Source organism: Sphingobacterium puteale (genome assembly GCF_050986225.1).
In the GTDB taxonomy this organism is placed as follows: domain Bacteria; phylum Bacteroidota; class Bacteroidia; order Sphingobacteriales; family Sphingobacteriaceae; genus Sphingobacterium; species Sphingobacterium puteale.
In genome coordinates this window covers 5,574,566-5,593,389 of sequence record NZ_CP158959.1, presented here as the reverse complement: position 1 = coordinate 5,593,389, position 18,824 = coordinate 5,574,566, and the positions used below count along the sequence as shown (strand labels likewise).

At 40.2% G+C, this 18,824-nt stretch carries 19 protein-coding genes; 11 read left to right on the top strand and 8 right to left on the bottom strand.

From position 1 onward, the window contains the following. Positions 1-39: 39 nt before the first annotated feature. Positions 40-564, top strand: coding sequence for a hypothetical protein (locus ABTV71_RS23475; protein ID WP_433901291.1), 525 nt, complete (start codon positions 40-42; stop codon positions 562-564). 116 nt (positions 565-680) lie between these two features. On the opposite strand, the gene ABTV71_RS23470 is transcribed toward ABTV71_RS23475, so the two are convergent. Then, positions 681-1,886: a pyridoxal phosphate-dependent aminotransferase gene (locus tag ABTV71_RS23470; protein WP_245971387.1), complete on the bottom strand. Its 1,206-nt coding sequence runs from the start codon at positions 1,884-1,886 to the stop codon at positions 681-683. 213 nt (positions 1,887-2,099) lie between these two features. Here ABTV71_RS23470 and ABTV71_RS23465 point away from each other — a divergent pair, with 213 nt between their 5' ends. The 4 genes from ABTV71_RS23465 (at position 2,100) to ABTV71_RS23450 (ending at position 6,653) form a co-directional block, all read left to right on the top strand. Further along, positions 2,100-3,095 carry a cation diffusion facilitator family transporter gene (locus ABTV71_RS23465; RefSeq protein ID WP_433901290.1) on the top strand — a complete coding sequence of 332 codons (996 nt, stop codon included), beginning with the start codon at positions 2,100-2,102 and terminating at the stop codon, positions 3,093-3,095. A gap of 141 nt (positions 3,096-3,236) precedes the next feature. Beyond that, entirely contained in the window at positions 3,237-5,027 is a 1,791-nt protein-coding gene (lepA, locus tag ABTV71_RS23460) for a translation elongation factor 4 (RefSeq protein WP_121125906.1), read from the top strand. A gap of 69 nt (positions 5,028-5,096) precedes the next feature. Beyond that, entirely contained in the window at positions 5,097-5,984 is an 888-nt protein-coding gene (locus ABTV71_RS23455) for a bifunctional 5,10-methylenetetrahydrofolate dehydrogenase/5,10-methenyltetrahydrofolate cyclohydrolase (protein ID WP_433901289.1), read from the top strand. Positions 5,985-6,131: 147 nt separating this feature from the next. Beyond that, the gene (locus ABTV71_RS23450) at positions 6,132-6,653 is read left to right on the top strand and encodes a hypothetical protein (RefSeq protein WP_121125904.1); all 522 of its coding nucleotides are present in this window, start codon (positions 6,132-6,134) and stop codon (positions 6,651-6,653) included. Between the two features lie 261 nt (positions 6,654-6,914). On the opposite strand, the gene ABTV71_RS23445 is transcribed toward ABTV71_RS23450, so the two are convergent. After that, on the bottom strand, positions 6,915-7,787 hold the full coding sequence (locus tag ABTV71_RS23445) for a serine hydrolase (protein WP_433901288.1): 873 nt from the start codon (positions 7,785-7,787) through the stop codon (positions 6,915-6,917). A gap of 153 nt (positions 7,788-7,940) precedes the next feature. Between ABTV71_RS23445 and ABTV71_RS23440 the strand changes: the two genes are divergently transcribed. Further along, on the top strand, positions 7,941-8,483 hold the full coding sequence (locus ABTV71_RS23440) for a DUF1543 domain-containing protein (RefSeq protein ID WP_108636420.1): 543 nt from the start codon (positions 7,941-7,943) through the stop codon (positions 8,481-8,483). Positions 8,484-8,606: 123 nt separating this feature from the next. On the opposite strand, the gene ABTV71_RS23435 is transcribed toward ABTV71_RS23440, so the two are convergent. The 6 genes from ABTV71_RS23435 to ABTV71_RS23410 form a co-directional block, all read right to left on the bottom strand. Further along, positions 8,607-10,091: an amino acid permease gene (locus tag ABTV71_RS23435; RefSeq protein WP_433901287.1), complete on the bottom strand. Its 1,485-nt coding sequence runs from the start codon at positions 10,089-10,091 to the stop codon at positions 8,607-8,609. 142 nt (positions 10,092-10,233) lie between these two features. After that, positions 10,234-10,881, bottom strand: coding sequence for an NAD(P)-dependent oxidoreductase (locus tag ABTV71_RS23430; protein ID WP_433901286.1), 648 nt, complete (start codon positions 10,879-10,881; stop codon positions 10,234-10,236). A 6-nt stretch (positions 10,882-10,887) separates the two neighbouring features. Continuing rightward, entirely contained in the window at positions 10,888-11,301 is a 414-nt protein-coding gene (locus ABTV71_RS23425) for an Rrf2 family transcriptional regulator (RefSeq protein ID WP_433901285.1), read from the bottom strand. A gap of 117 nt (positions 11,302-11,418) precedes the next feature. Beyond that, positions 11,419-12,105, bottom strand: coding sequence for a hypothetical protein (locus tag ABTV71_RS23420; protein WP_121125899.1), 687 nt, complete (start codon positions 12,103-12,105; stop codon positions 11,419-11,421). 157 nt (positions 12,106-12,262) lie between these two features. Further along, on the bottom strand, positions 12,263-14,209 hold the full coding sequence (locus tag ABTV71_RS23415; protein WP_220700123.1) for a M1 family metallopeptidase: 1,947 nt from the start codon (positions 14,207-14,209) through the stop codon (positions 12,263-12,265). A gap of 93 nt (positions 14,210-14,302) precedes the next feature. Further along, positions 14,303-14,686, bottom strand: coding sequence for an ArsC family reductase (locus tag ABTV71_RS23410; protein ID WP_317125736.1), 384 nt, complete (start codon positions 14,684-14,686; stop codon positions 14,303-14,305). A 242-nt stretch (positions 14,687-14,928) separates the two neighbouring features. Between ABTV71_RS23410 and fbaA the strand changes: the two genes are divergently transcribed. The 5 genes from fbaA (at position 14,929) to ABTV71_RS23385 (ending at position 18,658) form a co-directional block, all read left to right on the top strand. Then, positions 14,929-16,008, top strand: coding sequence for a class II fructose-bisphosphate aldolase (gene fbaA, locus ABTV71_RS23405; RefSeq protein ID WP_104384168.1), 1,080 nt, complete (start codon positions 14,929-14,931; stop codon positions 16,006-16,008). Between the two features lie 218 nt (positions 16,009-16,226). After that, entirely contained in the window at positions 16,227-16,901 is a 675-nt protein-coding gene (locus ABTV71_RS23400) for a head GIN domain-containing protein (RefSeq protein ID WP_433901284.1), read from the top strand. A 233-nt stretch (positions 16,902-17,134) separates the two neighbouring features. Beyond that, positions 17,135-17,803, top strand: coding sequence for a sterol desaturase family protein (locus tag ABTV71_RS23395; protein WP_245971386.1), 669 nt, complete (start codon positions 17,135-17,137; stop codon positions 17,801-17,803). Between the two features lie 239 nt (positions 17,804-18,042). Next, positions 18,043-18,219 (top strand): hypothetical protein, encoded by a 177-nt coding sequence (locus tag ABTV71_RS23390; RefSeq protein ID WP_183078771.1) that lies wholly within the window; start codon positions 18,043-18,045, stop codon positions 18,217-18,219. Next, the gene (locus tag ABTV71_RS23385) at positions 18,209-18,658 is read left to right on the top strand and encodes a tetratricopeptide repeat protein (RefSeq protein ID WP_121125895.1); all 450 of its coding nucleotides are present in this window, start codon (positions 18,209-18,211) and stop codon (positions 18,656-18,658) included. Before ABTV71_RS23390 ends, ABTV71_RS23385 begins: the two co-directional genes overlap by 11 nt. Positions 18,659-18,824: the final 166 nt, after the last annotated feature.

Here is an 18,824-nt window from a genome sequence, read left to right as displayed (position 1 = left end):
CTGGGGATGATATTTTCCAAAAATGGGTATCTTGGGAGCATGAAATTAAACTCTTTTTATCCGTGGATATCCGCTATTGTACTTGTTTTAATAACAACTGCTGTGCAGGCACAACAGAACTGTGATTCTCTAAAAAAGGAGGTGCCCGCGTTCTGTAAGCTCCTGGATGACGATGCGCGTTTGGAATTTCCAAAAGATTATGTGAAAATCGCTGCTTGCATGGATATCGATTCTGTAACGGAAACGCTGCTGGGCTATGACATGGTCAAGATGAAAGCATTGCAACTGCAACGGGAAAAAAACAGAGTTTTCACTTACGGTGACTGGATGGATATGGTTGTAGAACTGAAAGCAGGAAAAGAATACCGTAATGCCGTGCAGATGATGCAATTGATCCAGCACAGCATTAACCGTGCCGACTGGGCACAATTACTTAGATTGATGAAAGAGAGTCTGCTGCCTGGGCATTTAGATGCTCTTGAACTGGATAAGGTAGAAAAAATGCTTTTTGACCCGAAGAACAAAGGAAGAAAATTTATTGAAGTGATGGAGCAGATTAAATGAGAGAATGTATTGGATTATACCGCTATAGGGAATACAGAGGGATTGAAAAGACTGAGATTGATAAAAAAAGGCTGTCCAATTTGATTGAACAGCCCATTTTTTATAATATATACTGATTATGCTAATTTGCCTAATGCTACTTTGATGCGCTTTAATGCTTCGATCAGACTTTCGTCAGAAGCAGCATACGATAAGCGGATGTAGTTGTCATTACCAAATGAATCACCGCCTACAGTAGCGACATGGCCAACATTCAGTAGATATAAAGCTAGATCAGACGAGTTTTTGATGATATTACCATCCTGATCTTTCTTACCAAAGAAGGAAGAAATTTCCGGGAAGAAGTAGAATGCGCCTTCTGGAAGATTGGTACGTACTCCCGGGATATCGCTCAATAGATCGTAAACCAATTGACGACGGCGCGCAAAAGCTTCTTTCATTTTATTGACTGACGCTAATCCTTGCTCGTAAGCGACGATACCGGCACGTTGTGAAATAGAACAAGTACCTGAGGTTGTCTGGCCTTGTAATTTATCATTTGCCGCAGCAATTGTTTTGTTTGCCGCAATATAACCCAAACGCCAGCCTGTCATGGCAAAGGCTTTTGAAAAACCATTGATGATAATAACGCGATCTTTGATGCTGTCAAACTGTGCGATAGATTCGTGTTTGTCCACAAAGTTAATGTGCTCATAGATCTCATCAGATAAAATAAATATCTGTGGATATTTTTCAAAAACTTTCGCTAATGCCGCTAATTCATCTTTACTATAAACTGTTCCAGTTGGATTGTTTGGTGAAGAGAACATGAACAGTTTGGTTTTTGGCGTAATGGCCGCTTCCAATTGCTCTGGCGTAATCTTAAAGTTATTGTCGATTTCTGTATTGATAAAGACTGATTTTCCCTCTGCTAAAATAACCATCTCCGAGTAGGATACCCAGTATGGTGTTGGTATGATTACCTCGTCACCTGGATTGATCAACGTTAGGATCACATTAGACAGGGATTGTTTTGCACCTGTTGAAACAACGATCTGCGAAATATCATAATCCAGATTATTCTCTGTTTTTAGCTTATTTACAATCGCCTGACGCAATTCAGGGTATCCTGGTACTGGCGAATAACGTGTCCAGTTTTCATCCAAGGCCTTTTTTGCTGCATCTTTTACATGTTCAGGAGTGTTAAAATCAGGTTCACCTACGCTAAGGCTGATTACATTAACGCCTTTTGCTGCTAATTCGCGGCCCAACTTGGTCATTTTAAGTGTAGCCGATTCGGACAAATTATTTATCCTGTCTGATAAGTATGATGATGTGCTCATGGTAAGACAAAGATATTATATACGTTGCAAATAATGGTCTTTATTTTTGAAAATTTACAAAGAAAAAGGTTGTTTTTGTTGGGGCTTTGCTAACAAAAAGCGATTGATGCGATTTAGCCCGCTAATAATTGACATCGCTGTGCTATTGATGTGTAAAACTAATCGAGTTGATTTGGCGTTATATCTTTACCTTTGCCCTACAAAATACAGGTCATGTCAAAACAAACAAGATTGGTTTTATTATCGCTGTTTACAGGATTAGGCTTAATGCTCATTAAGTTCGTAGCTTATTTTTTGACAGATTCCAGTGCCATCTTTACAGATGCCGCCGAAAGCATCGTCAATGTGATCGCGTCTGGTTTCGCTTTCTATAGTATTTATCTTGCGGCACAGCCTAAAGATGAAAATCACCCCTATGGACACGGTAAAGTTGAGTTCTTTTCTGTTTTCCTTGAGGGGGGACTGATTTTTATAGCTGGAGCGATTATTTTAGCCAAAGCCTGTTATAATATCTTTTTTCCGGCAGAGATAACTCATCTCGTACAGGGGATCTACTTGATCGGAATCACCTCGCTGATCAATTTTGCTGTGGGATTTTATATCATGAAAAGGGGACGCGCCCTTGGGTCCATTACCCTAATTGCCGACGGCAAACACCTGCAGGTGGATGCTTACAGTACAATTGGATTGATATTGGGTTTAATCCTGATGAAACTAACGGGATTCCAATGGATCGATGTGGTAATCTCCATTATATTGGGGCTCTTTATCTTGTTAAATGGCTATAAATTACTTCGGCAGTCTATCGGTGGCCTGATGGATGAATCAGATACCGAACTTGTGCAGGATGTGGTAGCGATTTTGGAACGTAATCGTAAGGATGAGTGGATTGACGTGCATAATCTTCGGGTGCAGCGCTATGGCAATGAACTGCATGTCGACTGTCACCTCACTTTGCCAAACTACCTTGACCTGATAAAAGTTCATGATGAGATTTCGGCTGTTGATAAGATTGTCAATAAAGAAATGTCCGTGCGTACGGAGTTTTTTGTCCATGCCGATCCCTGTCTCCCGCAATGCTGCCGGTATTGTCAGGTCGCGGACTGCCCGATACGTTCAGAACAGTTTAAAGGTAAGATCGCATGGGATATGGATAAGGTGACACGCAACCAGAAACATTTTTCCTATGCCGTAGCGGATCAAAAATAAAATGCTTTTTGCTTGTGTCTCATGTATATAGCAAAACTTTTCATCAGACTAAAGTCAACTGATGAAAAATATACTTGATTCTATAAATATGTATAAAAAAAGGTATCTTTGCCCTTTAGCAAAAGAGTTTAAAAATCCTATATGAAGCACATTCGTAATTTCTGTATTATTGCGCATATCGACCATGGCAAAAGTACTTTGGCAGATCGCCTTTTAGAGTATACCAATACCATTAGTCAGCGCGAAGCACAGGCACAATTACTTGATAATATGGATTTGGAACGTGAACGTGGTATTACGATCAAGAGTCACGCCATCCAAATGAATTATAAAAAAGATGGTCAAGAATATATTTTGAACCTGATTGATACTCCCGGACACGTTGACTTTTCTTATGAAGTATCCCGTTCTATTGCTGCCTGTGAAGGGGCTTTATTGATTGTGGATGCCTCACAGGGTATTCAGGCACAAACAATTTCAAATTTATATTTGGCTTTAGAGCATGACCTCGAAATCATCCCGATTTTAAACAAGATGGATCTTCCGGGTGCGATGCCCGAAGAGGTGAAAGATCAAATTGTGGATCTAATCGGTGGTGAACGTGAGGCAATTATTCCTGCTTCCGGAAAGACAGGTCTTGGGGTCCCAGATATCCTGGAAGCCATTGTTGAACGTATACCACATCCTGTGGGGGAGGCTGACGCACCGTTGCAAGCATTGATTTTTGACTCGGTGTTTAACTCTTTTCGTGGGATCATGGCTTATTTCAAAGTTGAAAACGGCGAGATCCGTAAAGGGGACAGAGTGAAATTCGTAGCGACAGGTAAAGAATATTTTGCTGATGAGATCGGTACTTTGAAGCTTAACCAAGTGCCAAAAGAGGTTATTAAAACAGGGGACGTAGGCTATATTATCTCCGGTATCAAGGAGGCGCGTGAAGTGAAAGTAGGGGATACCATTACTCATAAAGATCGCCCTTGTGCTGAGGCAATCCAAGGATTTGAGGAAGTGAAACCAATGGTCTTTGCCGGTATCTACCCTGTAGATACAGAAGACTACGAGGAACTACGTGAATCAATGCACCGTCTGCAGTTGAACGACGCTTCTCTGGTCTTTGAACCGGAGTCTTCAGCGGCCTTAGGTTTTGGTTTCCGTTGTGGTTTCTTAGGAATGCTTCACATGGAAATTATTCAGGAACGTCTGGAAAGAGAGTTTGACATGACGGTAATCACTACGGTTCCCAACGTGTCCTATAAAGCGTATATGACGAAGGATAAGGAAGAGGTGATCGTACACAACCCTTCGGATTTACCTGATCCAAGTAAATTGGATTCGATTGAAGAACCTTATATCAAAGCGAATATCATTACTAAATCGGATTTTGTAGGACCGATCATGTCACTGTGTATTCAAAAACGTGGTACGATTATGAATCAGCATTACCTGACTTCGGATCGTGTAGAATTGGTCTTTGAAATGCCAATGGGTGAGATCGTATTTGATTTCTATGACAAGTTGAAAACAATTTCCAAAGGGTATGCTTCATTTGACTATCACCAGATCGGTTACCGTACTTCGGATCTGGTTAAACTGGATATCCGATTGAATGATGAGCCGGTGGACGCCCTGTCTTCTTTGATCCACCGAAGCAATGCCTACGATTTCGGTAAGAAAATCTGTGAGAAACTGAAGGAACTTCTTCCGCGTCAACAGTTTGAGATCCGCATCCAAGCTTCTATTGGTGCAAAAATTATCGCCCGTGAGACGATTTCTGCCTTACGTAAGGATGTGACGGCAAAATGTTACGGTGGTGATATCTCGCGAAAACGTAAATTGTTGGAAAAGCAGAAAAAAGGTAAAAAACGCATGCGTCAGGTTGGGAACGTAGAAATTCCGCAATCAGCATTTATGGCGGTATTGAAATTGGATTAATAAGATTTTAAATTATACAAAATAAAGGAGCTCTTGGGCTCCTTTTAAATACAATCAAATCTCCTAAACATGAATCTATTAGATGGTAAACTAGTTTCCGAAAAAATTAAAGAGCAGATTGCGTTAGATGCAGCTGAATTTACAACTCAAACGGGTCGGAAACCACATTTGGTAGCTATCCTGGTTGGTAACGACGGTGGTAGCGAGACTTATGTGGCGAGCAAAATGCGTAATTGCCAATTGGTCGGCTTCGAATCGACAAACATCCGTTATGATGAGACAATCACTGAAGAGGAATTGATCGCTAAGGTTCAGGAAATCAATAAAGATGATTCTATTGATGGGCTGATCGTGCAATTGCCTTTACCCAAACATATTGATCCGGACAAGATTACCGAAGCAATAGATTATCGTAAAGATGTGGACGGATTTCACCCGATAAACCTTGGCCGGATGCAACGTAATCTTCCATGTTTCATCCCTGCGACACCTTATGGTATTATGTTGATGTTGGATTATTACAAGATCGAGACAGCAGGCAAGCATGCCGTGGTTGTAGGCCGCAGTAATATTGTTGGTTCGCCGATGAGCATCTTATTGGCTCGCAATGCCAATCCCGGAAACTGTACTGTTACGTTAACGCATAGCCGTACGCAAGATCTTAAAACCGAGGTATTACGTGCTGATATCGTTGTAGCGGCAATCGGTCGGAAGAATTTCGTTACGGCGGATATGGTGAAAGAGGGTGCTGTGGTGATTGACGTGGGTATCAATAGAGAAACCTCAACCGAGACGAAATCTGGATTTAAATTATATGGGGACGTGGATTTTGAACATGTTGCGCCAAAGGCTTCCTGGATCACTCCAGTACCGGGTGGTGTGGGCCTGATGACCATCGTTGGATTATTAAAAAATACATTGGAAGCTGCAAAGGGAACAATTTATCCGAAACAGTAAGTTTGTCTATTTGGCATAGAAGTTGTAAATTATGGACTAATTAATCATATAATTACAAACTTACATGAGCGTATCATGTGGTTAGTGGGAGTCCAAAATGGGTAAATACAACCTCATGATACCTTCTTGCCATTAAAAAAAAATCTAATGAAAAAAATTGCACTTTTAGCGGTAGTAGCAGGAGCATTGGTAATGTCTTCTTGTAACAATTCAGAGAAAAAAGCGTCAGATTCGACTGATACTGCACAAACAGTAGGCGAGCACGTAGATGCAGCGATTGCAGACTTAAAGAACGCCGAAGAAAGCGCGCGTTTGAAAGCTGAGGAAGCAAAAAAGGCTTTAGATGAAGCGATTGCCAAAGGTGATAAAGCTGCTGAAGAAAAAGCACGTGCTGCTTCGGAGGAGGCTAATACAGCTTGGGAAAAAACCAAAACAGCTTTACGTGACGCGGGGCAGGATGTGAAGGAAGGGTTGAAAGACGCAAAAGATGCTACGGTAGACGCTGCGAATACAGCCGCCGATAAAACCAAAGATGTGGCAAAAGATGTCGCGGATGGTACTAAAAAAGTCGCCGGTGATGTTGCTGATGGTACTAAAAAGGTAGCTAAAGATGTTGCTTCTGGCACAAAAGAAGCTGCTAAAGATGTGAAAGACGCTTTTAAAAAGTAGTACCGACCTGAGCGGCAAAGCCCAAAAAATGTATAGTTGAAAACCAATCCACGTAGTGCGGGATTAAGTTAAAAAAGTAGGGAACAGAAACGTTCCCTATTTTTTTACAACTTATACTAGGCTCAAGAATAGACCAGCAGCGCCCATGTCATCATGGTATAATCCAACGTATCTAAATTTAAAGTATTCAATACGATGACCGGGCCTATTATTATCCTTGTAATCTGTTTGTGGTTCGGCTATCGGTCCACTTGGTTTAATTTATTTATTGTAATAATCCCATAGCAGTTTGGAGAGCTTACGTGTCAGCACTTCTGCTGCATTGGTTTTGCCCCAACTCTGATCCTGATTGTTTTTAGTGAATATACTAAAGACATAATCGCCTTTGGGTGCATTGACCAACATTACTTCATTACGTACATCATCCAATGATCCCGTTTTGGAGGCGGCCTTTACGGTCGAAGGAATCTGGGAAAGCCCTCTTTCATCATAGAACATATTGCCCAGAAAACGATACATGCGATCGGAGGATTTTTCCGAGATGACCTTTCCCTGACGGATCAGGGTAAGGAGGTCGGCCATCTCTTTTGGTGTGGTCTGTCCCCAGCCATATTTTTCCCAGTCCGTTTTTCTTCCTTCCGTTTGTGAGTTTACACGCGTATGCCGCAATTGAAGGTCGGCCATCAGCGTATTGATAGCTATTCCACCACCTGCAAGTTTTTGATTCCAGATACTCGTGACATTGTCACTATAAGAAAGCATAAGAGCAATAAGTGTCTTGAGATCAACCTTGCTGCTGTCCTTAAAGAATTGCATCAGGCCCGAACCGCCATATTTTTGGCTCTCGCGGTAGACAAGCTCCTGATCTAATTGCAACTGTCCTTTTTCAATTTTATCAAAGACGCCCACTAAAATCGGGATTTTGACAACACTTGCTGTGGGAAAGATGCTGTCGGCTCCGATATTAACTTCTTTGTGTTTTTTTAGGTCGTGTACATAGACACCTACTTCTCCCTGAAAACCATGAATAAGCTGTTTAATTTGTTTTTCGAGTTTTCTATCAGTGCTTCGTTTTTGCCCGAAAGAGCATAAGGATAGGAATAGTAACGTAAATGATAATAAAATTTTACTCATAGTCAAGGGGTTATGTGTATTAAATGTGATGAATAATCGTTATTTTTATTGTTCAGTGGGCTTAAGTTATGAAATATCCACGATCGAAAGCAAAAACAGGAATGAAAATAACCTGAATATTTGATATTCTCATACAGAGACAGACTATTGCATATGAAATTATTTATGATTTTGATTGGTTGTAAACCTAAAAATAGACGTACGGAACAACATGATATTTTTTTCGGAATCGGAAATGAACTGAAGGATTTTATAGATCCAATTAAAGATTTTTGGCCTGATGCCGATGGAAAAATTCATATTGATGCTTATCGGATCGTCAATAAAATCGGCGAGTATGAAATTGCGGTCGTGGAAAAAAATGATGCGGCAATTTCTGACACGGAATTGAAGTTGTTTTTTGTCAATCTTGGCGGCTATAAACCGAATGAATTTGATGAATTTCACTATAAAGAACTTATTGTTGCGCCGAATTTGGGAAAGGCTACTGAGAAGGCTAAACGAACCGTTTTTTGGAAACACCATAGCACCGCTCATATTGATGATAAATATGGGCTCGATGTCGATGATATTTATGAAATAGAAGACCTGTTGCTTGATGCTGATAAGGAAAAATACCATATTCAGATTGTGCCTAAAACAGGATTGAAAGAAGATGTGATTGCAAATGGTTATTTTAAACTGAGCGCTTTATAAGCAATTTTGGAAGGATACGTTGGTAACTAAAAACAATATTGTCGGTATAAAAATAGGGGCTTCTTTTTAAGAAGCCCCTATTTTTATACCGAGACAAGTGTTACTGAATGGTGTTTGTCTGTATTATTCTATACCTTGTTGATCTCTATGTTGTTTACGGATGACACTATGCTTCTTGCCATAAACGAAGTAAATCAATAGGCCTAAAGCCAGCCAGATTGCCAGACGCTCCCAGCTTTCAATAGGTAATGAGGCCATCATCAGTACACAGACAAGGATACCCATGATCGGAACAAATGGAACTAAAGGTGTTTTGAATGGACGTTCCAGATTGGGATCTGTTTTGCGGAGTACCAATATCCCTACACAAACCAATGTAAACGCAAATAAGGTTCCTATACTCACCATGTGACCAAGATCGGAGACGGGAACAAATCCAGCGAAGATACTTACGAAGACCATAAAGATTGCATTTGTTTTCCAAGGAGTCTGTCTTTTGGAAAGGTCCGAAAATATTTTTGGAAGCAGGCCATCTTTACTCATGGAGTAGAATACACGGCTTTGTCCTAGTAACATGACTAGAATAACGGATGTATAACCTGCAATAATCGTAATAATTAATGCTGTATTTAGAAAATGGTATCCTGTTTTCGCAAATGCCGTTGCTACTGGTTTGGCATCGCCTTTAAACATGGTATAATTTTCAATACCTGTCATTACATAGGAGAACAATACATAAAGAAGGGTACAGATAACCAATGAGCCGATAATACCAATTGGCATACCTTTTTTTGGATTTTTTGCTTCCTGAGCAGCAGTACTTACCGCATCAAAGCCAATGAAAGCAAAGAATACAACACCCGCTGCACGCAATACACCGCTGAACCCAAAATGACCAAAGTCATCGCTCTTTAAAAAAGTCCACAGACTTTGTTGACCATTTTTGACCATTTCCTCGCCTGCATTTACCGGAATAAATGGGTCGTGGTTTGCAGGGTTGATAAAGCTCCAGCCCAATGCGATAAAAATCAATACGACACCTACTTTTAAGATTACCAGGATGTTGTTTACGCGTGACGATTCCTGTGTTCCACGCATTAATAGCAGAGAAAGCAAACATACAATAATGATTGCCGGTAAATTAACCATACCACCTTCCCAAGGGCCTTTCAGTAGGGCGTCGGGTAAATGGATGTGGAAAATCATCAGGAGCTGATTAAAGTATTGCGACCAACTGACGGCTACGGTGGCACCGGCGAGAGCATACTCCAGAACAAGATCCCAACCGATGATCCAGGCTACAAATTCCCCCATTGTCGCATAGGAGTAGGTGTAAGCACTTCCGGCGACCGGAATCATGGACGCAAATTCGGCGTAACATAGGCCGGCAAAAGCACAACCAACGGCAGCGATAATAAACGATAAGATAACAGCGGGACCAGCATTCTCTGCAGCGGCAATTCCAGTTAAGGAAAATAGTCCTGCTCCAATAATGGCTCCAACGCCTAGCGCAATTAATCCGCCACTCGTTAATGTTCGTTTTAGGGTATGTTCACCATTTTCATTTGCCTCAGCAATCAGTTTAGGAATCGATTTTTTAAATAGCATAGGGTTAATTCTTTACGATATTTAGCTTTTTAATTGTTTAATTAATGTCAAATATAAATGATATCAACGACAAAAGGGAAGATTGCGCTTCCCTTTTGTAATAAAATTTTGTATTATATATAAATCAAATGATTGTATCCTATTAGTATGCTGCTGTAAAGCGTTTGTTTATAAATTGTTTATTTGCGATCTCGTCAACGATGGCAACAGCAAGATCTTCGACCGATAGTCTTGAACGCCCTTCGTGATCAAATACCGGCGCGTCCAATCCTGTACGGTACTTACCAGTTCGCACACCACCTGCCTGTGGATTCATTTCTATGGCAGGACTGATCATTGTCCATTCGAGTTGATCTTCTTTGCGGATGGTATCTAAGTAATCTGCGGCGGCCAGTGCTCCAGGTTTGATCTCTTTTGGAAATTCAGGTGAATCGACAAGACGATTACCCTCGATTAACAAACTTCCCGCTCCACCGACGACAATAAAACGTTTCACGCCGGCATCTTTAACCGCCTCTTGAATGGCTAAAGCCCCTTTAGTAAAATCTTCGTAGAGGTTGGGGTTGGTCCAACCAGCGTTAAATGCCGAAACAACAACATCTGTGCCTGTCAGAGCGCTTACCAGTTGATCGTGATTATTGATATCAACAGCTAATTTTGTTATGCTGTCATTCGATGGAATGTTTTCTGTATGGCGAGCGAGTGCAACGACTTCGTAATTTCGGTCAACCAATTCTTTCACAAGATGTGTTCCTACATATCCTGTGGATCCAATTACTGCTACTTTCATGTGTTTTTAATTAAATGTTTTACTAAAATCAGCAAGCGTCATTTTTTCCAGACGCAATGCAATATCAGTGTCGACTTCCTGATAAAGCTCCTGCAATCTGGCATTGATGTTTTTACCGACAATACAAGCTGGGTTTGGGGTGTTGAATTTACCCGATAGCTCATTTTGTTTAGTACTTTGATAAATGTCGGCAAGGGTGATGCGCTCTTTTTCATTATTTATGCGAATGCCGCCACCTTTGCCCTCTTTACTGATTAATAAAGCGGCCGCTTTCAGGGAGGAAATTTCCTTTCGGACAACAACAGCGTTTACCTGGATACTTGAAGCAATATATTCAGAGGAAAGCCATCGTCCGGACTCCTCCAATTGTGCTAAGACCATAATATGTAAAGCTGTTGCAAATCTCAAGTTGTGTAACATCCCGTGCTGATTTTCTGATTTTGATAACACAAAAGTAATGGAAAAGGTTTTAAACTGAAATAAAAAATATTACAGTTTAAAACCTTCTGACAATCACATGATAAAAAGTCTTGTTTTTTATTTTTTCTCGTTAAATTTCTTGTAACTATCCATCACGTAGACCCGTAATGTTTCCTGGCTGCTATTTTGGATAAACTTATAAGAAGGTCTGAATCTTTCTTTAAATAAAGCCAGTTCGGAGCCGTCAAGCGGTGTTACTTCTTTAATGAGATTGTCTGTAAACTTGCGGTCAACCGTTCTTTTTTCGAGTTCCGCGACAAGAAGTTTATAATTTGAGCGAGCCTGTTTCCCTTCCTTGCTGAATATACGGCTTGGAGAGATACGGATCCCGCCGCGGTTTTGGCTGGCATCCGAATATTTTCCGGCGACTTTTTCGCGCTGGATTTCAGCTGCAAGTCTACTATCGGTCATCCGTTCAACAACAACTTGATTCAATTCAATGGGAGTATTTATTCTATTCAAATAAATTCTTCGTAAGCTCGAGTCATATATAAATACAGTATCCTGCTCGTATCCGGTTGCTTTAATCAAAAGTAGATCATTGATACTGGCATCAATCGCAAATGATCCATCCCTATTGGTCTGAACTTCTACCTTGCTCCGTAAATTCTGGATCTGTGCAGCTTCAATTTTTTCTCCGCTGACAAGCTCCATAATAATACCTTTGGTTTTTTCCTGTGCAAATAGCTGCCCGCTGATCAATATAATAAATAAGCAGCTTAGAATCGTTTGTGTGACTTTCATGGGGATATAATAAATATACATAAATGAGCTTGTTACCTTCCGTTTTATTCCTCTGGCACAATGAAACCATTATGAGCAATTTTTTGAAGTGTTCATAATGGTTTCATAACGTAGAATTTCTTTACCAAAAATAACGAATAGATTTTGAATTAACGCTCTAATTTGCTTTCCATGTATTATTATCCGGATTCTTGTCGGGCATGACATCGTCAGGATCCAGCTGTACGGAAAGCAGGGCTTCGCCTGTAGGGATTTTAAACTGCCAAACGTTATTTCTTTCCCAGACTTCCACAGGTAATTTTTTTCTTATTTTTTTACCTGAAACTGTGGTTGCTTCGACGATAATGGGCATAGGTAATTTTTCGAGGTTCTCTACTGTGATCAATGCACCTAACATAGGTTGATTGTTGACATAGGAAACGGACTTGATCGCTTGGTCCATTTGCCAGTTATTGACAAACCATCCGCGCCAGAACCAGTTAAGACTTTCCCCGGTTCCATTTTCGATCGCTTTAAAGAAGTCCTCGGGTGTCGGATGTTTATAAGCCCATTCCTGAATATATTTTTTGAAGGCGTAATCGAAGCGTTCTTTGCCAATGATCTCATTGCGCAATAATTTGAGTCCATAAGCTGGTTTGTAATACACAAGGGCACCAATATTACGTTCCTTCATATTTTGTGGTGTACTCATGATCGGCTCGAGATTTTGCGATGTGAAAATATACGAACGACTGGCCTGTGGACGATGATACTCACCATTGTTGAATTCTTGAGTTGCCAGTTCATTGATAAAGGTATTGAACCCTTCATCCATCCAACCATGCTCGCGTTCGTTGGAGGCGACGATCATAGGAAACCAGTTATGGCCAAATTCATGATTAGTGACCCCCCAAAGGGAAGCTGCTTTAGCTTGATTGCCACAGAAAGACAAGGCAGGATATTCCATACCCCCCACATTGGAAGCAACATTTACGGCTACAGGATACGGGTATTCAAACCAATTTTTGGAATAAATTTCGATGGCGGCTTTGGTATATTCTGTCGAACGTTCCCAGGCATTGTTGCTATTGCTTTCTACTGGATAGGCTGATAGGGCAAGTGCCTTTTTGCCGCTTGGGAGATTGATTTTTGCGCCATCCAATATAAAGGCGGTGGAGGAGGCCCAAGCAATATCCTGTGCATTATTGAGCTGATATTTCCAGGTCAGTGTCTTTTTGGCCGGTCTTGAACTTTTTGCCGTCACTTCTTCGGCGGAGCGGATCAATACGGTTTCATCACTGCGCAGGGCGAGCTGGTATCTTTTGAACTGGTCCGCCGTGAATACTTCCTGTGGATTTAAAAGTTCACCCCCCAGCACAACGATGTGGCTGGCTGGCGCGGTGATTTCGACCTGATAATTTCCGAACTCGCGGTAGAATTCTCCGGGGCCTGTGTAAGGCAGGGTGTTCCAGCCTCTAATATCGTCATATACACAAAGTCTGGGAAACCATTGTGCGATGGCATAGATTTTTCCATTCTTAGTATCCAGGATACCTGTACGGTCGGCACCATATTGGGGTACTGTATATTGATAGGTGATTTTGAAAGTAATTTTTCCACCCTTACTTTTCAGTGCCGTCGGAAGTCGCAGTTGCATGCGGGTATCATCTATGATATGCTCTATGGCTTTTCCATTGACGTCGGTGACAGACTGAATCTGATACCCACCGTCAAATCTTGAATTTCCGTCGCCATATCGGCTATTGGTCAATGGAGAGATCAACTGCCCACGTCCATGCTGTGAAAACATATTTTGGTCCAATTGTAGCCAGAGGTAATCCATATTGTCAGGACTATTATTACTGTAGGTAATCTCTACTGCACCGGTTACCTGATCATTTTGGTCGTTTAATGAAGCCTGTATCTTGTAGTCCGCCGCATTTTGCCAATATCCGGGACCGGGTTTGCCGGCCGCGGAGCGATAATCATTGCCATTATTTTTGAAAAACAACGGCGCAAAGGCTTCAGTATAACTATAGTTGGATGTTTTTTCCTGGGAAAAGGACGGAAAAGCATAGCTCAGTGCAATAAGGCTGAAAGAAGCCAATGCAAGTCTTTTCATCATAGCTGTTCGAATTAAATTACGTTTATTGGTCACAATATACAATGAAAAGTAGATAAGGCAAAAAAAAGCTCCTTTTTAAGGAGCTTGTAACAACTATTTTAAGTTGATTTTATAGTCGTCTTCACTGAAACCGAGCAGGATGCCTTTACCATACTCAATCACTGGGCGTTTGATCATGCTTGTGTGGGCTTTGAGCACTTTATTGGCGCTACTGGAATCGACAACCTGCGCTTGCTCTTCGGCTGTCAATTTCTTCCAGGTTGTCCCTTTTTTGTTGACCAAAGACTGCCAGTCCACTTTTTTCTCCCATTCCTTAAGTTTTTCATCACTGACGCCTTCTTTCTTAAAGTCATGAAATTGAAAATCAATCTGATTTTCTTCTAACCATGTTAGGGCTTTCTTTACTGTGTTACAGTTTTTGATACCGTATACCTGTAGCATAATGATTCCAATATTGGTGAGCTCAAATTTAATCAATCCCTAATGTATTATAGAAGTATCCACTGCATTTTTTTGAAAGAAGGAGCGATATCCCTATGGAATGAACTGATTTAATCCCGGCGGTAGACCGGGTAGGTCTATCGCGATTCGGGTGATTAGAGTAATAAACAAATGATAGTGTATTTAGTACACTCTAAAAATTAGGAAGTAATAATTATTTTTAATAATTTAGTAGCTTCAAGAGTTAATAAAGATTAAAATAAATCAATAACAGTAATATGAGCCTAAAAGATTTTAAAGGTGTATTGACGGGAGATCAAGTACAAGAGTTGTTTGAAGTTGCAAAGAAACATAAATTTGCTTTGCCTGCGGTAAACATTATCGGAACAAATTCTATCAATGCGGTAATGGAAACTGCTAAAGCAGTAAACTCTCCTGTAATTATTCAATTGTCAAACGGTGGCGCACAATTCTATGCTGGTAAAACATTAAATAATGATAACTTGCAAGCGTGTGTATTGGGTGCGGTATCTGCAGCACAGCACGTACATTTATTGGCAGAACACTATGGTGTTGCCGTAATTTTGCACACGGATCACGCGGCTAAAAAACTTTTACCTTGGATCGACGGTTTATTGGATGCGGGTGAGAAATTCTTCGCTCAACATGGTAAACCTTTGTTCTCTTCACATATGTTGGATTTATCTGAAGAACCGATCGAAGAGAATATCGAAATTTCTGCAAAATACTTAGCACGTATGAAACCACTGGGTATGACTGTGGAGATCGAATTGGGTGTTACAGGTGGAGAAGAAGATGGTGTTGACAACTCGGATGTGGACAGCTCTAAATTATACACACAACCAGAGGAGGTTGCTTATGCCTACGAAGAATTGTCTAAAGTATCTGACAAATTTACCGTTGCAGCAGCATTCGGTAACGTACATGGCGTGTACAAACCGGGTAATGTAAAATTACAACCGGTCATCTTACATAATTCACAAGAGTATATCCGCGAGAAATATAAGCTTACTGCTGAAAAGCCAGTTAACTTTGTGTTCCACGGTGGATCTGGTTCTTCACCTGAAGAAATTGCAGAAGCTATTTCTTATGGAGCGATCAAAATGAATATCGATACCGATATGCAATGGGCGTTCTGGGATGGTGTTAGAGCTTACGAAGCTAAAAATCACGATTATTTGCAAGGACAGATCGGAAACCCTGAAGGTACTGATTCTCCAAACAAAAAATATTACGACCCACGTGTATGGTTACGTAAGGGTGAAGAAGCATTTGTTGCTCGCTTGAAAGAAGCATTTGCTGATCTGAATGCGGTAGATGTAAACAGTAAGTTATAAGCAAAACAAAATATGAATAGCGGGGTGTCCTAAAAATTAGGACACCTTTTTTTTGTCAAAATAGGTTAAAAAGCAACGTGAGGATGATGATTGGCGTGTTTTTTGACAACCGAAAATACGGAATAAGTCAATATGCGCATATAATCCCTGTACACAAAATAAGTGAAAATACAGCGGGAAAGGGCATATCAAGTAATCAAAAAACGGATAATATAACTATGAAAATTTTAGGAATCAGTGCGTTTCTTTTATTAATGACCCAGGTGGGATTTGGACAGGCTAAACAAAATGTGGGGGATTTTAGTTCGGTAGTCGCGACAGATAAAATACAGGTAGAATTGATCAAGGCCAATGAGTCTCTGGTGACATTCGAAGGGCAGAATTACGAGAATGTGAAGGTGGTCAATACAAATGGTGCTTTAGCTTTAAAAATGAACACGCTAAATATGCTGCAGGGGGGCAATATCTCTGTGAAAGTTTACTACAAAAGTTTGAAAAATGTAGAAGCAAAAAAAGGAGCAAAGGTATTTGCTACGTCAAACAATACCGTGTTGGCTGATCATCTCAAAGTCTACGCTTCCGAAGGTGGTCTGGTCGATTTGCACGCGGAAGTAAAAAGTGCTGAAGTGAAAGTGACCTCCGGTGCAACAATAGCACTTTATGGTAAAGCGGACAAACAGGAGATTATCTCCAATTTTGGCGGCAAATATGAGGGGAAGGATTTTAAGACAACAACAACAACAGTTACGGTAAACGGGGGAGGGAAGGCAGAAGTCAATGCAGTGGATTCCATCGAGACAAAGACACGTGGCGGCGGTACGATAGATGTCTATGGCAAGCCTGAACAACGCATTGAAAAGAAAGTGGCCGGCGGAACAGTCAACTTTAAATAGTAAACTGTCTTGATTTTGTCAATTTTGACTCTTGTGGGTTTGCGCTTAAAGCGTTGAAAATTTAAGAAAATTAGAGCTAATAGATCAAATAAAAGGTTTTAAGCTGTAAAGGATGTTAGCAGGTGTTTAACTTTTTTGTTGAAAAGGTCAGATATTTTGTTTTTCTAGCCTAGACCCTTCTTCATTTGTGCTTAAAATACTTATTTTTGTGAGGGAATAATAAAAATAGTATTATGGCAAAGCGTAATTATGTTTCAAATTCTACGGAATCTACACGCATGTTCAAAAATGACTTTTTAGAGTCGTTGACGAAAGTGCACTGGAGCGTACCTTTGATTTTCTATGTACCCGTAGTTGTTTTCTTTTCATATAAAGCTCTGGTCTGGGGTGATGTTGATCTATTGACATATATTGGTTATTTTGTTTTTGGTCTGGCATTCTGGACAGCATTTGAATATGCATTACATCGTTGGGTATTTCATTTCCACCCGACATCGGAATGGGGGAAACGGATCGCTTTTATCTTTCACGGTGTACACCACGACTACCCTAGAGATCGGATGCGTTTGGTTATGCCTCTTTCAGCCAGTATTCCGTTAGCGGCTTTGGTCTATTTTGGATTTACATTATTCTTTTCGAATGAATTTATCCTAGCTTGCTTTTTCTCGGGATTTATGGTGGGATATCTGATCTATGATGAATGTCACTACGCCATGCATCACGCAAATTTTAAGAGCGGAATCTTCAAGCGTATTAAGCAGCATCACATGCTGCACCATTATTCCGATCCAGAAAAAGGATTCGGTGTGAGTTCGTCCTTATGGGATGAAATCTTGCGCTCAGGTTTTGAGGAAAAGGAACCAAAAAAAGAATCGTCGAAATTAAAAGAAGAAAAAGCATAACGCTTTTCTATTGATTATAAAAAAGCCTTTGGAGTAATTCCAGAGGCTTTTTTTGTGGGCAATATTTATATTAGTAGGCGAATTTGAATTTTAAAATGCCAACTAAAAGAGGTTGCTTTTTTTATCGTGTTTAATCCTTCCTCTAAGTTGTTTTTTTTTAATGTTATTTATTGTTAATAATTTTGTTAGATTTGACTAACTTATTATTTTTGTTTATAAAATAACGAAAAAAAACAATAATGGAATATGTGATCATCTTATTGGAGGAAAATAGAAGAAGATTAGAGCGTCATGTTCGTGATACCAACCTGATGAAGGCTGATATTCAATTGGCAACGAAAGAAATGCAGCAGATTGGTCAATTGAAACGAGCGATAAAAATCTTAAAACAGAAAACAAAAAGCTATGGCCAATAGTGATCTACGTGCTATAGAGCGGTATTGGCAAACGTTAACACTTTCAAGCAATTTGCTTTATAATGCAGATAAATTTGAGGAGGCCTTATTGAGTTATCAGTGTGCATTGGCCAGTGTGGAGCTATTAAATAACCATCTTACTGACTGTATTTATTTGGAAGTTCCTGTTATACAGGTCTATATTATCTCATGCAATAATCTCGCAAATACTTATATTGCTTTAGGCGATTTCGAGCAGGCTGATCGTATGCTTAAGCGTGTGTTATATTATTTGTTACATCTTGTTGTTCACGCTCAACTCGATCAAAATGAGATTCAATCCGAACTGAAAAGAGCGACATCAGCCTATCAGCAATTTGCAGAAAAAACAAATATGGAGAAGCCTAAGAGAGCGCTTTTTTTTGATTTATTCAAAGAACAATTATTTGAACGCGAATAATAAATAAAATTTATGCTATACCGGGTGGATTAGCTATCTCTTTAAAACAAAACACCACAAAGCATTATTTTATCTATGAATAGCTACAATAGATAAGATCTGGTAAGTGAAGATCCATATAGTACTCCCTCAATAAATCTCATCGATGTGGTGTGCTGGATGTAGG

What these genes read in the sequence shown, in the direction of transcription:
- lepA (WP_121125906.1), top strand. Translation starts at nt 3,237, where the DNA reads ATGAAGCACATTCGTAATTTCTGTATTATTGCGCATATCGACCATGGC.
- ABTV71_RS23435 (WP_433901287.1), bottom strand. Translation starts at nt 10,091, where the DNA reads ATGCTATTTAAAAAATCGATTCCTAAACTGATTGCTGAGGCAAATGAA.
- ABTV71_RS23440 (WP_108636420.1), top strand. Translation starts at nt 7,941, where the DNA reads ATGAAATTATTTATGATTTTGATTGGTTGTAAACCTAAAAATAGACGT.
- ABTV71_RS23475 (WP_433901291.1), top strand. Translation starts at nt 40, where the DNA reads ATGAAATTAAACTCTTTTTATCCGTGGATATCCGCTATTGTACTTGTT.
- fbaA (WP_104384168.1), top strand. Translation starts at nt 14,929, where the DNA reads ATGAGCCTAAAAGATTTTAAAGGTGTATTGACGGGAGATCAAGTACAA.
- ABTV71_RS23415 (WP_220700123.1), bottom strand. Translation starts at nt 14,209, where the DNA reads ATGATGAAAAGACTTGCATTGGCTTCTTTCAGCCTTATTGCACTGAGC.
- ABTV71_RS23430 (WP_433901286.1), bottom strand. Translation starts at nt 10,881, where the DNA reads ATGAAAGTAGCAGTAATTGGATCCACAGGATATGTAGGAACACATCTT.
- ABTV71_RS23425 (WP_433901285.1), bottom strand. Translation starts at nt 11,301, where the DNA reads ATGTTACACAACTTGAGATTTGCAACAGCTTTACATATTATGGTCTTA.
- ABTV71_RS23450 (WP_121125904.1), top strand. Translation starts at nt 6,132, where the DNA reads ATGAAAAAAATTGCACTTTTAGCGGTAGTAGCAGGAGCATTGGTAATG.
- ABTV71_RS23455 (WP_433901289.1), top strand. Translation starts at nt 5,097, where the DNA reads ATGAATCTATTAGATGGTAAACTAGTTTCCGAAAAAATTAAAGAGCAG.
- ABTV71_RS23385 (WP_121125895.1), top strand. Translation starts at nt 18,209, where the DNA reads ATGGCCAATAGTGATCTACGTGCTATAGAGCGGTATTGGCAAACGTTA.
- ABTV71_RS23400 (WP_433901284.1), top strand. Translation starts at nt 16,227, where the DNA reads ATGAAAATTTTAGGAATCAGTGCGTTTCTTTTATTAATGACCCAGGTG.
- ABTV71_RS23390 (WP_183078771.1), top strand. Translation starts at nt 18,043, where the DNA reads ATGGAATATGTGATCATCTTATTGGAGGAAAATAGAAGAAGATTAGAG.
- ABTV71_RS23470 (WP_245971387.1), bottom strand. Translation starts at nt 1,886, where the DNA reads ATGAGCACATCATCATACTTATCAGACAGGATAAATAATTTGTCCGAA.
- ABTV71_RS23420 (WP_121125899.1), bottom strand. Translation starts at nt 12,105, where the DNA reads ATGAAAGTCACACAAACGATTCTAAGCTGCTTATTTATTATATTGATC.
- ABTV71_RS23465 (WP_433901290.1), top strand. Translation starts at nt 2,100, where the DNA reads ATGTCAAAACAAACAAGATTGGTTTTATTATCGCTGTTTACAGGATTA.
- ABTV71_RS23445 (WP_433901288.1), bottom strand. Translation starts at nt 7,787, where the DNA reads ATGAGTAAAATTTTATTATCATTTACGTTACTATTCCTATCCTTATGC.
- ABTV71_RS23395 (WP_245971386.1), top strand. Translation starts at nt 17,135, where the DNA reads ATGGCAAAGCGTAATTATGTTTCAAATTCTACGGAATCTACACGCATG.